The sequence below is a fragment of the Streptomyces sp. NPDC052682 genome, from assembly GCF_040678435.1.
In the GTDB taxonomy this organism is placed as follows: domain Bacteria; phylum Actinomycetota; class Actinomycetes; order Streptomycetales; family Streptomycetaceae; genus Streptomyces.
Map to the genome: position 1 here is coordinate 67508 of NZ_JBFATS010000008.1, position 15020 is coordinate 82527.

Sequence of the window (15020 nt, forward strand, 5' to 3'; positions counted from 1 at the left end):
AAGCACATCACATAACGCGCGCACTCCGTCACCGTTCGTCTTGAATTGACCGAAAGCGGAAGGTGTCGCTCCGGCTTCAGCCGAGCCGTACCGGCTTCTCGGGGCGTATGCCGAGCCGGGACAGCCAGGCCCGCAGGGGGGTGGGGTCGCCGTCCTCGATCAGGGCCAGGACTCCGGGGCTGAGGTCGGCGGCCCGTTCGCCGCCGACGAGCAGGGTGGGGCCGTCGAGCCAGTCGAGGCCCGGGGCCGCGCCGGCGGTGTCCATGGCCGCGCAGCAGACCATGGCGGTGAGGTGGTCGGCGAGCAGTTCGCGGGCCGTGCGCGGGGGCTGGAGGGGGAAGAGCGGCAGGGCGCGGTCGTCCCAGAGGGCGGTCTCGGCGGCGGTGGCCGGGGCGGTGGGGGGTGCGGTGCCCGGTGCCGTGTCCGGGAGGTCCGGGAGGTCCGGGAGGCCCTGGGTGAGCGGGGTGGCTGCGGCGGGGGCGGAGGTAGTGGCCGTGTGGGCGGGGGTTCGGGCGGTGGCGTTCTGTTCGCGGGCCAGTTCGGTGCTGAGGCGGGCGGCCAGGGCGGCGCTGCGGGCGGTGGTGCCGGACAGGTCGTCGTCGGGGGCGCGGTCGTTTGCGGCGCGGGCGTCTGCGGCGCGGTCGTCTTCACCGTCGGCAGGGGTTGGGCGGGGGGCCGGGGCGGGGGCGGCGTCTCCGGGGGCTTCTGGGGCTGCGGGAGCGGATGGGGTTCGGGGTGCTGCTGGGGCCTCGGGTGCGGTTGGGTGGATGGCTGTCCCGGAGCCGCTCAGGGGCCGGTCGGGGGCCGGGGTGCGGTCGGCGAGGTGGTCGATGACGCGGGCGAGGGTGGGGCCGCCGGCGCCGGCGGCCGCCGGGCCGTCGGCGGCGGGGCGTACGCCCATGGCGTCCAGGACGCGGTGCAGGCGGGCCGCGTCGGTGCGCCACTTGCGGTCCACGACCTCCTCCGGGTACTCGCTCCAGTCCACCGGCGCCCAGTGCGGGCCGGGTTCGGCGGGGCCGCCGTGGAAGAGCCGGGCGGCGAGCAAGGAGGCCGCCTCGTCCACGGCTCCGGGCTCCTCCAGCAGGTCGCAGGCCGGGCGCTCGCCCAGCCGGGAGGCGAAGCCCTCCGCGAGCCGGTCCCGGCGGGACAGTTCGGTGAGCGCGGCGACCACACCGGCGTCCAGCCGGGAGGGCCAGCGGCCCATCCGCCAGGCGGGCAGCGCGACCCGGGTGAGCAGGCGGTCCCAGCCGGCGTAGGCGAGACCGACCTGTTCCTGGGCGACGATCCGCAGCCCGTAATCCACAGCCTGTGCGCGCTCGGCGGCCGCGGCGGCCACCCCGCGCTCCATCTCGACGGCATGGCCGCGGCAGCTGCGCAGGAGCAGCCGGGCGATCCAGCCGAGGCCCGCGCACACCAGCCGGGACAGCGGGCAGCGCAGCCGGCTCGAGGCCACCGCCACGGCGGCGTCCAGCCCCCGGACGAAGCGCCGGGCGGCGGCTATGTCCGGGTGCGCGGCGGGTCCCGTACCGGCGACGACCGGGGCGAGGACCGCGCGGAGCTCGCCGACCCGCATCCACCACAGGAACGGGGAGCCTATGACGAGGACGGGGGCGTCGGCGGTGCGGGGGTGGACGGAGCGGGCCGGGCTGTCGAGGTCGTCGGGCCGGTCGCGGCCGGTCAGCCCGTCGCGGTCGCCCGCTCGGTCGCGGCCGTCGGGCTCGTGGGCCGTCCGGGGGCGTGTGCGGGACGGCGGGCCGTGTGCCGGGTGGGTGCGGTCCTCCAGCCAGCTGTCGCAGTCCGGGGTGAGCGCTATGGCGGACGGGGCGGGCACGTCGAGCCGGTCGGCGAGGTCGCGCACCATCCGGTACAGGTCCGGGGCCGCCTCCTCGGCCAGCGGCACCGTCGGGCTCATGGCGGGACGGGCCCGGGCCACCACCAGGGCGATCGCGCCGACGGCGAGCAGGACGAGGACGGCCAGGGGCGTCATCACCCAGCGCGCGGCGTCCCAGCCCGGGCCGACGAGATGGTCCGTCAAGGCACCGGCGATCAGCACCACGGCGACGGCGGCGGGCAGCAGGGCGACGGCCAGGGCCCGGCTGCGGACGCGCAGCACGGCGAGCGCCCGGGCGCGCGCGGCCTGTGCCCCCGCCTCCACACCCATTCCGGTCACGGTCCGAGCTCACCCCCTCCGCGCTGTCCTGACGCTGTCCTGGTGTTGCTCACTCCCCCACTGTGGCACCCGCGACTGACATCGCAATGCCGATGGGCCAAGTGCCGGAACGCTTGCGCGGCACCCTAGTTGGGGCCTCGGCCCCCGTCAGCCGGATGCGGCACCGGTCACTCGATGGAATGGCTTTGGGGAGAGGTGATGACGTATGGCGAGGATCAGGCCCCGGGTTCTGGTCGGGTCCCCGGGAGTGGACCCGCTCACGAGAACAGGCCCCGGATTCTGAGACGAATCCGGGGCCTGTGAGGTTCATCGGGGTTCATCGAGGGCGGCCGACGGCCCGGACTCAGGCTCCCTGGGGGCCCTGGGCCGCCTGGGCCGCCGCCTTCGCCGCGATGTCCGTACGGTGCTGGGAGCCGTCGAGGCGGATGCGGGAGACGGCCCGGTAGGCGCGGTCGCGGGCCTCGGCGAGGTCCTGGCCGGTGGCCGTGACCGACAGCACGCGGCCGCCCGCGCTGACGACGGCGTCGCCCTCGCGGCGGGTCCCGGCGTGCAGCACGTACGCGTGGGGGGCGTCCTGGGCGGCGACCTCGTCCAGGCCCGTGATCGGGTCGCCGGTGCGGGGCGTGCCCGGGTAGTTGTGCGAGGCGACGACCACGGTGACCGCGGCGTCGTCGCTCCAGCGCAGCGGCTCCAGGTGGCCGAGGTTGCCGGTGGCGGCGGCCATCAGGACACCGGCCAGCGGGGTCTTCAGGCGGGCCAGCACGACCTGGGTCTCGGGGTCTCCGAAACGGGCGTTGAACTCGATGACCCGGACACCCCGGGAGGTGATCGCGAGACCGGCGTACAGCAGCCCGGAGAACGGGGTGCCGCGGCGGCGCATCTCGTCGACCGTGGGCTGGAGCACGGTCTGGAGCACTTCGTCGACCAGCTTCGGGTCGGCCCAGGGCAGCGGGGAGTAGGCGCCCATGCCGCCGGTGTTCGGGCCCTCGTCGTCGTCGAGGGCGCGCTTGAAGTCCTGGGCGGGCTGGAGCGGCACGACCGTCTCGCCGTCGGTGACCGCGAAGAGGGAGACCTCGGGCCCGTCGAGGTACTCCTCGATGACCACCCGGTCGCAGGCCGCGGCATGGGCCCTGGCCTGGTCGATGTCGCCGGTGACGACGACGCCCTTGCCGGCCGCGAGCCCGTCGTCCTTCACGACGTACGGTGCGCCGAAGGCGTCGAGCGCCGCGTCGACCTCTTCCGCCGTCGTACAGACGTACGACCGCGCCGTGGGCACCCCGGCCGCCGCCATGACGTCCTTGGCGAAGGCCTTGGACCCCTCGAGCTGGGCGGCCTCCTTGGAGGGGCCGAAGACCGCGATGCCCGCCTCGCGTACGGCGTCGGCGACACCGGCGACGAGCGGCGCCTCCGGGCCGACCACCACGAGGTCCACGCCGAGCCGCGTGGCCAGCGTGGCTACGGCCGCGCCGTCCAGGGCGTCGACCTGGTGCAGCTCGGCGACCTCGGCGATGCCGGCGTTGCCGGGCGCGCAGTGCAGCGCGGTGACGTCGGGGTCGTGGGACAGGGAGTGGCACAGGGCGTGTTCGCGGGCGCCGCTGCCGATGACGAGGACCTTCACGGGGGTCAGCCTAACGGGAGGGGGGCCGGGGGGTTTGTGCGGGCCGCTCAAGGAGAGGGCGGGACGGGTTCGTGTGTTCCTCCAAGGGCCGGGCGTCACGCGCCCCGCTCGTACGGGGGTGCCGTACCGCCCGGCTACTCGTTCGTGTACTCCTCCACGACCGTCGCCCCCAGCTCCCGGACGATGAGCTCCTGGCCGGACAGGGCCGACTCGTCGAGGTCGGGATCGTCGTCCTCGGGGATGTCGTCCTCGGGGGAGACAGGGGGCGGCTCGGGGGCGGCGGAGGGGCGGGGGGCCGGGGCCGCCGGGGCGGGTGCCGGTCTCGACGCCGGGGCGGCCGTCGGCTGGGCGGGGGCGGAGGGGGCTGTCTGCGGTGCCGGGGCCGCGGGGCGCTGGGCGGTGGGGGCGCCGCCGGTTCCGCCGTAGCCGCTGCCGGTGCTGCCTCCGCCGTAGCCGCCGCCCGTGTTTGCGCCGCGGGCGCCGAAGCCGGAGGGGCCCGGGCCGCCGGGCCCTCCGGGGCCTCCGGAGGCAGGAGCGGCGGTGCCGCCGGACGGGTCGACGATCGCCTCGATCTTCCACTGGACGGTGAACTGCTCGGCGAGCGCCTGCCGCAGCACCTCCTCGCTGCCGCTGCTGAGGAAGTTGTCGCGGGCGCCCGCGTTGACGAAGCCGAGCTGGAGGGTCGTGCCGTCGAAGCCGGTCACCTGGGCGTTCTGGCTGAGCAGGATCCAGGTGAACCGCCGGCGGTTCTTGACGGCCTCCAGGATGTTCGGCCAGAGCATGCGGGGGTCGAGGCCGCCCGGGGAGGGCGCGGCGGGGGCGGGCGCGGCTTGGGCGGCGGGCGTGGCCTGGGCGGCGGGCATGGCGCGGGTGGCCGGGGGCGCTGGTGCGGAGGCGGGGGACGCGGCCGGGGGCTGCCCGCCGCCCGCGGGGGCTGCGGTGGGCCAGCCGCCGGGGCGACGGCCGCTGCCGGCGGGGGCGGCGGTGGGCCAGGCCCCGGGTGCGGGCGCGGCTGCGGGCACGGGCGCCGGGGCCGGTGGCTGGGCCGGGGGCGCTGCGGGCGGCGTCTGAGCCGGCTGAGGTTGCCCACCGGCAGCGGGGGCGGAGGCGGCGGCAGCAGGGCCGGGGGCGGCGGCACCGGCCGCCGGGGTCACGCCGGAAACCCCGGCCCCGGGCGTCGTACCACCGTCACTGCCATGCGGAGCCCCGGAGGTCCCGGAGGTCCCGGAGGTCCCGGAGGTCCCGGCCGCCACGGGCGTACCGGAACCCCGTACGGCGGCCCGGGCCGCGGCGGGACCGCCCCCCGGCGCCACCGGAGCGGGCGCTCCGCCGTGGGCGGCATGGGCGTCGGGCCCGGGGACGTACCCCATGGCGGGCATGCCGCCCCCCGCCGAGAAGTGCACGCCGCGTTCCAGCCGGTCGAGGCGGGCCATGACCGACCGTTCGTCGCCGTAGGCGGCGGGCAGCAGCACCCGGGCGCAGATCAGCTCGAGCTGGAGCCGGGGCGAGGTGGCGCCGCGCATCTCGGTCAGGCCCTCGTTGACGAGGTCGGCGGCGCGGCTCAGCTCGGCGGCGCCGAAGGCGCCGGCCTGGGCCTGCATCCGCTCCAGGACGTCGGCCGGGGCGTCGATGAGCCCCTTGTCCGCGGCGTCCGGCACGGCGGCGAGGATCACCAGGTCCCGCAGCCGCTCCAGCAGGTCGGCGACGAAGCGCCGCGGGTCGTTGCCGCCCTCGATGACCCGGTCGACGACCTCGAAGGCGGCGGCGCCGTCGCCGGTCGCGAAGGCCTCGACGACGGAGTCGAGCAGCGAGCCGTCGGTGTAGCCGAGCAGCGCGGTGGCCATGGCGTAGGTCACACCGTCTGGGCCGGCGCCGGCCAGCAGCTGGTCCATGACGGACATCGAGTCACGGACGGACCCGCCGCCGGCCCGCACGACCAGCGGAAGCACCCCGTCCTCGACCGGGATGTCCTCCTTCTGGCAGACCTCGGCGAGGTAGTCGCGCAGCGTCCCGGGCGGCACGAGCCGGAAGGGATAGTGATGGGTCCGCGACCGGATCGTCCCGATGACCTTCTCGGGCTCGGTGGTCGCGAAGATGAACTTCAGGTGCTCGGGCGGTTCCTCGACGACCTTCAGCAGCGCGTTGAAGCCGGCCGACGTGACCATGTGGGCCTCGTCGATGATGTAGATCTTGTACCGGCTCCGCGCCGGGCCGAAGAAGGCCTTTTCCCGCAGGTCACGGGCGTCGTCGACGCCACCGTGCGACGCGGCGTCGATCTCGATGACGTCGATGGAGCCGGGCCCGTTCCGCGCGAGGTCCCGGCAGGACTGGCACTCCCCGCACGGGGTCGGCGTGGGCCCCTGCTCGCAGTTCAGGCACCGCGCGAGGATGCGCGCGCTGGTGGTCTTCCCGCAGCCACGCGGACCGCTGAACAGGTACGCGTGATTGACCCGGTTGTTCCGCAGCGCCTGCTGCAGCGGGTCGGTGACATGCTCCTGCCCGATGACCTCGGCAAAGGACTCCGGGCGATAGCGGCGGTACAGCGCGAGAGACGACACGCTTACGAGGTTATAGGCGCCCACCGACAACGGGCCCGGCCGCGGATGCCGGGCAGGCGGGCCCTGCGACCGCAGCCGGAGAACGCAAGCGCCCCCCACGCACCCGCCAGAGCCAACCTACCCTTGCTGCCTTCCGGCCCTGGGGGAGTTCAGTCAGATAGCGCCGCGTGAGGGGCTTCCCGAAGAGTACCCGATGCCGGGGGCGGGGAACGAGTTCGCGAGCACTCCTCTCGGTCATGTAATGTTTCCGGCGGAGGATTCGCCTAGAGGCCTAGGGCGCACGCTTGGAAAGCGTGTTGGGGGCAACCCCTCACGAGTTCGAATCTCGTATCCTCCGCCACGGCTGACCAGCCGAAACGAAGGTCCCGACCGCACAGCGGCCGGGACCTTCGTTGTTCCCTGGTCTCATTTTTGGTCTCAGTTGGAGCTATGAGCCTCAGGCTGCGTCTTCGCCGAGCTCCTCTGGGCGAGATCCGATGTCGCCCACAGAGTCCGCCGATCTTCCTGCCGACATCGTTCGACATCGACGCGGTCACGCGCTGGTAGCGCTGGGCCATCGAGGGCGACCAGCCCGTGATCACCATCACGATCCGCTCCGATACACCGAGCAGGAACAGAACAGTCGAGTCGGTGTGGTGGCCGTCGCAAGTGCCAGCCTTGCGCAGGGGCCGCTTCCAGTGGTGGGAGTCGGTGCTCGGATTGAGCGGCTCGACGGTTCCCGAGGTGAAGCCATACGACTTCTCGTCGGCGGCTGAGAGGTCCTCGTGCGCACGACCGTCTCCGTGCGGCAAGATGTGGGCTTACATCCGGTGACTGTGAGAAGGAAACCACGTGTCCGTCGCGACGCCCGTGCCCACCCCGTCAGTGACCCCGGTCGGGTCCGTCCCGGACGGCAAGGTTGCCGACTTCCTGACCGGGAAGTTCGTCAACGACACGCCCGAGGAGTACGTCCGGCAGAACATCGAGAAGGCCCTCGTCCGGCAGTACAAGTACGCCCCGGCCGACTGCGCCCCGGAGTTCACCATCAGAGTCGGGTCGGCGCGCAAGCGCGTCGACATCGTGGTCTTCGGAAAGGGCGCTGACCACACCCAGGCGAACGCGTACATCCTGGTCGAGACCAAGAAAGCTGACGTCAAGCCGACCCACCGCACGGAGGGCGTCGGTCAGCTCCAGTCGTACATGGCCTCGTGCCTCAACGCCCAGTACGGGATGTGGACGAACGGCACCGACCGGTTCTGCTTCGCCAAGCGCGGTGATGGGAAGGGCGGCTGGACGTTCGAGGAGATCATCGACATCCCCGGATTCGGCCAGACCGAGGCCGACGCCCAGCGGCCCAGCCGCAAGGACCTGAAGGTCGCCACGGCCGACAACCTGCTCTTCGCGTTCCGGCGCTGCCACAACTACATCGCGGCGCACGAGGGCAAGCAGAAGACGGAGGCGTTCTGGGAGCTGCTCAAGCTGATCTTCACGAAGATCGAGGACGAGCGGGCACCGAAGCTGAACTTCTTCGCGACGCCCTCCGAGCGCGGGAGCTCGACCGTCGCATCTGCGGCGAAGAAGCGCATCCAGGGGCTCTTCGAGCAGCGGGTGGTCAAGAAGTACCCGATGATATTCGATGCCAAGGACACCGACATCGACCTCAAGCCCGAGGTCGTGGCGTACGTGGTCACCGAGCTGCAGGGCTACTCCCTGCTGCGGTCGCCGGTCGATGTCAAGGGCGTCGCCTATGAGGAGATCGTCGGGTCGAACCTGCGCGGCGACCGAGGGGAATTCTTCACGCCGCGCAACGCCTGCCGCATGGCGGTCACCATGCTCGACCCCCAGCCGGGGGAGCGGCTCCTCGACCCGTCCTGCGGTACCGGCGGCTTCCTGATCACCGCGATGAACCACGCGCTCGAGTACATCGAACGCACGGAGCGCGAGCAATGGGACGACCCCGCGCAGGGCACCGACTTCGAGCGCGACGAGCTCTACCGCCGCAGGGACGAGTACTTCCGCCAGTGCGTCCTCGGCATCGACCTGAATCCCGCGCTCGTCCGTGCCGCGAAGATGAACATGGTCATGAACAACGACGGCTCCGGCGGCCTGTTCCAGGCCAACACCCTGGAGAACCCCCACAAGTGGTCCAGGAGCCTGCGCGAGGCCGTGCCCCTGGGCTCGATTGACGTCATCGTGTCCAATCCTCCGTTCGGCGCGAAGATCCCAATCGACGACGAGGACATCCTCTCCCAGTACGACCTCGCGGCCGTGTGGGACCAGGACGACGACGGCAACTGGTCGATCCGGCTCGACAAGCACGGCAACCGGGTGCTGCAGAAGTCCCAGCCGCCGGAGATCCTGTTCATCGAGCGTGCGCTGCAGCTGCTCGCCCCCGGCACCGGCCGGATGGCGATGGTCATCCCGAACGGCATCCTCAACAACCCGAGCACCGCCTACGTCCGCAGCTGGCTCCTGAAGAAGGCCCAGATCCTGGCCGTAGTCGACATGCACCGCGACCTGTTCCAGCCGGGCAACGACACGCAGACCTCGATGGTGCTCATGCGCCGCTTGTCGGCCGAAGAGGAGGCCGCGGCGGAGGCCGGGGGCCTCGACTACCCACTGTTCATGGCCGTCGCGGAGAAGGTCGGTCACGACAAGCGCGGCAACGTAATCTGGCGGCGGACCGCAGACGGCTCCGACGCGCTGGTCAAACGGATCGAGACTATCGCCGAGATCGACCAGAAGACCGGCAGAGAAGTCCTCCGTGAGGTCGAGCTGACCGACCGCCAGGTCGATGACGAGCTGCCCGAGGTCGCCGAAGCCTACCGCAAGTGGCTGGAGGAGCAGCGATGAAGCTCGCACCCGTCCGCTCCGTCGCCCTCCGCGAGGGGAACCGGCTCGACGCCCGTTACTTCGCCGCGCCCGCCGTGCGCATCAAGGTCGTGCTGCAGAACGCGTCCGAGGTGGACCTGCGCGCGGTCGGCGACTACGCCGACGTGCGGGCTCCGTCTCGGTTCAAGCGGGTCTACGCCGCGCCGGGCGAGGAGTATGTGTCCTACCTGCGCCCCTACGATGTCTTCGAGTTTCTCCCGCCCGAGGCCGACCGGCTGTCGCTTACCCGCACTGAGAACCTGGATGACTACCGGATCCAGGCCGGCGATCTGCTCCAGACATGCTCCGGCCGGAACCTGGGGCCGCTCACCATCGCCGACGACTACCTCGCGCGCTTCGCCCTGTCGCACGACATGATCCGGATGACCATCGCCGACGAGGTGGATCGGTACTACACGCTGGCTGTGCTCCAGTCCCCGACCGGCCAGGCGCTGCTCCGGGGCGACCTCAACGGCTCAGTCATCGACCACATCACCATCGACCAGGTCTCCAACGTCCGGATCCCGTTCATCGACTCGATCCGGGACGAGGTCGCTCGCCTGATGCGCGAGGCGGTCGAGATCCGTGGGGCCGCCCGTATCGCCCTGCGCGCTGTCGTCGAGGGCATCAACGAGAAGTACCCCAGCGAGCCGGCCAAGCCGTTCCGGAAAGGCTGGACGGTGAAGGCCAGCGACCTGGGGTCCCGGCTCGACGCGGCGTACCACGCCGAGCACATCGGCGACCTCCGCGACCGCCTCGCGGCGGACGGTGGGGTCGAGCTCGGACAAGCGGCCGACATCCTCAAGCCGGGAGGGCGGCCGAAGCTCTACTACGTCGGCCCCGAGGAAGGGACGCCGTTCCTCTCGGGCCGGCAAATCCTGCAGCTCGACGTCGTCGGCGCGAAGAACATCTCCGCTCGATCGGTCGACAAGGACTCCGGGTATGGCCTCGGTAAGGGGTGGATCACCTTCCAGGCCGATGGGCGGGCCGAAGAATCCCTCGGATACCCCTCCGTAGTGCTGGAGGAGCGCGCTGGCTGGTTCGCCTCCGGCCACGTCGGCCGCGCGATCCCGAAGGACAGCGGTCACACTGGCTGGATCTGGGCCTCGATGGCCTCGGACATCGTCCAACAGCAGATCGCGGCGCTGGCCTGCGGGTCAGTCGTCGACGCGCTATACGAGTCCGACTTGGAGAGGATCCTGATCCCTCCGCTCAACGCAGTCGACGCGGAGGCGGCGCAGGCCGCATGGGACGACCTGTCAGCCTCCACGAAGAAGAGCGCCGAGGCGGTCAGGCTCGTAGAGGACACGCTCAAGGGTCTCGGGATCTGACGCGCGCGAGCATCCGTTCAGCGTTCGGGAGCGTTCTCTGAACACGGAGGCCCGGCAACGGGAGTCGGTTGCCGGGCCTCGTCGCGCCGCTCGGCCCCTGAGCCACCCCTGAGATCACGTCTGGTGACGGGTCAGTCGGTGTCGAGATCTCCGTACTTCCCCGGATTCCTCGCCCGATCCACAGCCTGTGCACAAGCCTCGCCGAACGCAGCGGTGACAGCATCCTGGTCCGTGCCACGCGAACCGGAGGCGCTGTCGTGCCTCTGACGCCCGAACTGCCTCGGATCAGCGTCTCCGTGAAGGCGGCGATCGTGCGCGACGGTGCCGTCCTGCTCCTGTCGTACGACGACGAGGCCGGGTTCCACTATAACCTCCCCGGCGGCAAGGCCCAGGTCGGCGAGGACCTGCGCCAGGCCGTAAACCGCAAGGTCGCCCAGGAGACCGGCCTGCAGGTCGTGGCCCGGCGACAATCGTCCGCTGTCGGCGGCGCTGAGCGGGAAGCTCGCCGACCCCTTCGTGGACAGGTGGTGACCCTCATGGATCCAACGCTGAAGGATCTCCAGGAGTGGCTACTGCGGGAGCACTCAGGGACGGTCTGTGCCGACCGACTCAGCGTGATCGCCGGCGAGCTCGCCGACATGACCGCCCGCGGTGTGCCGGGAGCCGTGGTGGAACTCGGCTGCTACAGAGGTGCGATGGCCCTCTGAATCCGTAGCGTGCTCGACTCGCTGGCGCCTTCGGCCGGTACGAGAAGCCGGGGTCCCTCGGATGAGCGCAGTCCTCGTGGTGCGCGGAGCGGCGGATGCGGGTGCGATCCGCCGCGCGCTGCCAGCCGTCCCCGTGCACGATTTGCTGGACCTCAACTGGCCTCTGCCAGCCGACGCGGCCGTGGTAGTCCTGCGTTCCGGTGTCCGACTCAGCGAGCAGGAGCTCGACGCACTTCCTGGCCTGCGGCACGTCGTACGGACCGGCTCCGGCATCGACCACATCGACGTGAGCGCACTCCAACGCCGTGGGATCACGCTGCACCGCAACGCCGAGGCCGGGGCGGCCGCCGTGGGCGAGTGGGTCCTCGCCGCTGCTCTCGCCCTGGCCCGACGGATCCCCCTGGGGCAGCACGCGCTCATGCTCGGCCGCCACGAGAAAGAGGCGTGCATGGGTGTCTCACTCGGCACCCTGGCCGCGGGAGTCTGGGGCGCGGGTCCGGTGGGGCTGGCCGCCGGCCGGGCCCTCGCCTCACATGTAGCACGCACGGCCTACGCCGCATGGCCGTCGAATCCCCCCGGCCTGCGGGAGGTGTCGCAGGCGGCGCTCATGGAGCAGTCGCAGGTGCACGTGGTCGCTCTGCCTCTACGTGCCACGACCCGGCAGTTCATCGGCGAGGAATTCCTGGCACGCGTCGCCCCCTACTGATCTGCGCCGGGCGGCTGGAGACCCTCGATGTCGCGGCCTGTCTGCGGGCGTTGGCGGACGGTGGACTCTCGGGCCTCGCACTCGACCCGGTCGAGCGGGAGCACCTGCCGCTCCTCACCGGCTCCACGGTGCCGCTCAACCTCTTGGCCTCGCCCCACATCGGCGCCCAGCGGTCCGACGTGCGTGGCGCGCTCGACCGATGGGCCGTCGATCTCCTCAGGGAGATCACCGCCGCCGACGAAATCCTCATCGAAGGAGGCCGCTGGTGAACTCATCAGCACAGCTGCGCAGGGAGATCGCTGACGGAGTCGCCCGGGAGCTGCTCGTCTCCGGCGTGGCTCGTGAGGTCTGGCTGGAGGGCGCGCTCGCCTGCGGCTTCGCCCACGCAGCCAGTGACATCGACCTGCGCGGCATTGTGGACGGCGACCTTCCGGCGTGGGAGTCGCGCATCGTGGACAGCGTCCGTGTCGACCTCCAGGCGGTGGCGCCGCAGCAGACGGAGGAACTCCGTCACCTGCTCCACTCCTTCGACGTCCGCCGCGACGACCTCGGATCGTTCCGCCGAGTACGCGCCTCAATGCACGACCTCATGTGTCTGCGCACCGCTCTCTCGTACGACTCCGGACGCTGGGTCCCGGTGCTCGATCCCGGGGAGCGCCAGGGCTACCGACGCTGGGCGGTCGCCGACCAGGCGGAGGTCGCGGCGAGTCTCGCCGAGGAGCTGACCGGCCTCGTCGAGGACGGCCTGGCCGAACCCGCCCGCGTCGTGTGCCGGAAGCTGGAGACCTGCCTCACCGCGCTCGAATGCGCGGCGGCAGGACATCCGGTCCTGGGCGACAAGTGGCTGCCGCTGCTTGCTGGCGCTCCGTTCGGTCCGCCGATCGAGCCGGCCCACACGGAGACGTGGGAGTGGTTCCGCCCCGTTCAGCGACGAGTGGCCAGAGCGCTCCTGGGCGCCTGGCCCGTCGACGACCCGCTGCAGAAGCCTCCCAACCTGGTTGCCCCTGACTCCGGCTGGCTACCGCAGCGGTACGCCGACGGGTGGTTCCTTCGCCGCGGCGACGTCCATATCCCCATCACCGGCGGACAGCTTCTCGGGTGGCTGTCCACGGTCTCCACCGATGGCGCGTAGACCGCGCCTCTCCTCCTCAGGAGTCCTCTGATGCCCGTCACCCGCACCGCCCCCATCGACCTGGAGAGTCTTTACGCCCCGCTGTCGAGCACCGGGCCGGACACGGCCGTCTCCGTCATCCTCAAGCTCCGCGGAGAGACCTGCGACATCGACTGCCTGTACTGCTTCGAGAAGCGCAAGGAGTCACCGGGCGGCGCCCGGATCAGCGCGGCACAGGTCCACCGTTTCGGTGCGATCTTCTCCGGGCGTCCGCTCAGCGTGGAACTCCACGGCGGGGAGCCTCTGACCGCCGGCCGGGAACGGCTCGCGGAGATCCTGGACGCGCTCGCCACACAGCCGAACGTCATCCGCGTAAGCCTCCAGACCAACGGCCTCCAACTCGACGACTCCTGGCTGGATCTGTTCGAGCGGCACTACCCGGAACTGGAGATCGGCATCTCCCTCGACGGGGACGCGCTGGGGAACTCGTGGCGAGTGGGCTACAACGGCCGCCCCACCTACCCGCGAGCCCTGCAGCTCCTCGGCCGTCGGGAACGCCGCGTCGGCGTCATCTGCGCCGTCACCCCGCACGTCCTCGGCCGGGCCTCCGAGGTCATGGAGCACCTCGCATCCTTTCCCGCCGTGACGACGGTCAGCCTTGTGCCGGGCTTCGACGCGGCGGTCACCCGGTCGACCACAGTGGTCGGATCCCGTGCGCCGACCAGTCGGGCACTCCAGCGAAGGGCCATCGGCCCCACCGGCCCAGCCTGGGCCGTCACGCCTCGTCGATACGCCGACTTCGTGTTGGAGGCCGCCCACCACTGGGTCGCCGACGGCGTGTTCCGCCGCGTCAAGCTGGAGCCCGTCGTCTCCGTCATCCGCCGTCTGAAAGGTCTGCAGACCCGTTCCTGTCACTTCTCCGACTTGAAGTGCGACCACGTCCTCACCCTCTATCCCGATGACCGCCTGGGAAGCTGTGACGAGCTGCCCTGGCCGCAGGCCGGCCTCGCCGCGCTCGGCGACATACACGCCGAGGCGGACATGGCCAGCGCCCAGGGCAGCTCTCCCTTGCTTCAGCAGGCACGCTCCCTGGTCACGAAGTGCACGACCTGCGACTACCGCGACACCTGCGGCGCAGGCTGCCCGGCGGTCCGCCTCCGCTTCGCCGCCGCGGGCGACGAAGACGCGTACTGCGACCACCACATGCGCCTGATCGACGGCGTCGCCGCCCTCCTCGCCCAGCCAGACCTTCCGCCCGGTGCCGCATGCTCCCGGCTGCGCTGGCGTCCCGTCCGCCCCAACACCATGCACCACGTCTCCGCCTTCCTGGCTCGCTGGGACGACCCCACCGCTCCCCGCTCGCCCGCGCGCCTCCAGGTCAGCGCCAACGGGAACATCAACACGGTCGGACTCCCCGGCGTGCACGAGGCAGACGATCTTGACCCCCACCATCCCCAGTGGTACGAGGGCATCGAGCCCGGCATCCGCCCGGTCGTCGAAGTGGTCACCTCAGGCTGGAACACCGTCACCTATGACAGCTGCCAGGGCCACGCCTACGCCGACCTCCACGGAGCCGAGCCCCGGTTCCTCTCGGTCGGCATCCTGCCGCGCGACCGCGCCGAGTACGCGCGTACAGCGGCGCGCCTGTGCCATGCCGCCAGCCGAGCCGAGTCCTCCCTGCCCGGGACGTGTTCGCTGGTCCTCGGTCGCAGCGAACTCACGTGCCGCACCACCGGCAGGGTGTATCCGACGCTCGACCTCTCTCTCGTGCCCGCTGCCGGCACCACGTCGGCCGAGTACTTCGAGGACCTCGCCCAAGCGGTGCACGTACTCACGGTGGCCCTGGCCGAAGCCGCCTCTGCGCCGCCCTCCACCTTCTGCGCGTGCGGAAGCGGGCAATGATCCACATCGCCGAGACTCTGTCCATCCGTACTTTGGAGGGCTTCCTCAAGCCGGACGAGATCGAGCG

10 protein-coding genes, 1 tRNA gene and 1 other RNA gene are annotated in these 15020 nt (G+C 71.6%); 8 read left to right on the top strand and 4 right to left on the bottom strand.

Features of this window, described 5'->3' with window-relative positions:
- Positions 1–76 precede the first annotated feature (76 nt).
- The 4 genes from AB0K80_RS14330 to ffs form a co-directional block, all read right to left on the bottom strand.
- On the bottom strand, positions 77–2161 hold the full coding sequence (locus tag AB0K80_RS14330; protein ID WP_365669710.1) for a hypothetical protein: 2085 nt from the start codon (positions 2159–2161) through the stop codon (positions 77–79).
- Between the two features lie 352 nt (positions 2162–2513).
- Positions 2514–3788 carry a phosphoribosylamine--glycine ligase gene (purD, locus tag AB0K80_RS14335; protein WP_365669263.1) on the bottom strand — a complete coding sequence of 425 codons (1275 nt, stop codon included), beginning with the start codon at positions 3786–3788 and terminating at the stop codon, positions 2514–2516.
- Positions 3789–3922: 134 nt separating this feature from the next.
- On the bottom strand, positions 3923–6346 hold the full coding sequence (locus AB0K80_RS14340; protein ID WP_365669265.1) for a DNA polymerase III subunit gamma and tau: 2424 nt from the start codon (positions 6344–6346) through the stop codon (positions 3923–3925).
- 81 nt (positions 6347–6427) lie between these two features.
- Positions 6428–6526: signal recognition particle sRNA small type (gene ffs, locus AB0K80_RS14345), an RNA gene on the bottom strand.
- Positions 6527–6598: 72 nt separating this feature from the next.
- Here ffs and AB0K80_RS14350 point away from each other — a divergent pair.
- The 8 genes from AB0K80_RS14350 (at position 6599) to AB0K80_RS14385 (ending at position 14953) form a co-directional block, all read left to right on the top strand.
- Positions 6599–6686, top strand: a tRNA-Ser gene (locus AB0K80_RS14350).
- Between the two features lie 491 nt (positions 6687–7177).
- Complete coding sequence (locus AB0K80_RS14355; RefSeq protein ID WP_365669267.1) at positions 7178–9178, top strand: N-6 DNA methylase; 2001 nt, start codon at positions 7178–7180, stop codon at positions 9176–9178.
- The gene (locus tag AB0K80_RS14360; protein WP_365669268.1) at positions 9175–10527 is read left to right on the top strand and encodes a hypothetical protein; all 1353 of its coding nucleotides are present in this window, start codon (positions 9175–9177) and stop codon (positions 10525–10527) included. Before AB0K80_RS14355 ends, AB0K80_RS14360 begins: the two co-directional genes overlap by 4 nt.
- A gap of 257 nt (positions 10528–10784) precedes the next feature.
- Positions 10785–11234 (top strand): NUDIX domain-containing protein, encoded by a 450-nt coding sequence (locus AB0K80_RS14365; protein WP_365669269.1) that lies wholly within the window; start codon positions 10785–10787, stop codon positions 11232–11234.
- 61 nt (positions 11235–11295) lie between these two features.
- Positions 11296–11940, top strand: coding sequence for an NAD(P)-dependent oxidoreductase (locus AB0K80_RS14370; RefSeq protein WP_365669270.1), 645 nt, complete (start codon positions 11296–11298; stop codon positions 11938–11940).
- Between the two features lie 50 nt (positions 11941–11990).
- Positions 11991–12209 carry a hypothetical protein gene (locus AB0K80_RS14375; RefSeq protein ID WP_365669271.1) on the top strand — a complete coding sequence of 73 codons (219 nt, stop codon included), beginning with the start codon at positions 11991–11993 and terminating at the stop codon, positions 12207–12209.
- Complete coding sequence (locus AB0K80_RS14380; protein WP_365669273.1) at positions 12206–13072, top strand: hypothetical protein; 867 nt, start codon at positions 12206–12208, stop codon at positions 13070–13072. Before AB0K80_RS14375 ends, AB0K80_RS14380 begins: the two co-directional genes overlap by 4 nt.
- A gap of 30 nt (positions 13073–13102) precedes the next feature.
- Positions 13103–14953, top strand: a complete 1851-nt coding sequence (locus AB0K80_RS14385; protein ID WP_365669275.1) for a radical SAM protein — start codon at positions 13103–13105, stop codon at positions 14951–14953.
- Positions 14954–15020: the final 67 nt, after the last annotated feature.

Coding starts and splice junctions, on each gene's coding strand:
- AB0K80_RS14330 (WP_365669710.1), bottom strand. CDS start 2,161: ATGGGTGTGGAGGCGGGGGCACAGGCCGCGCGCGCCCGGGCGCTCGCC.
- AB0K80_RS14360 (WP_365669268.1), top strand. CDS start 9,175: ATGAAGCTCGCACCCGTCCGCTCCGTCGCCCTCCGCGAGGGGAACCGG.
- AB0K80_RS14370 (WP_365669270.1), top strand. CDS start 11,296: ATGAGCGCAGTCCTCGTGGTGCGCGGAGCGGCGGATGCGGGTGCGATC.
- AB0K80_RS14385 (WP_365669275.1), top strand. CDS start 13,103: ATGCCCGTCACCCGCACCGCCCCCATCGACCTGGAGAGTCTTTACGCC.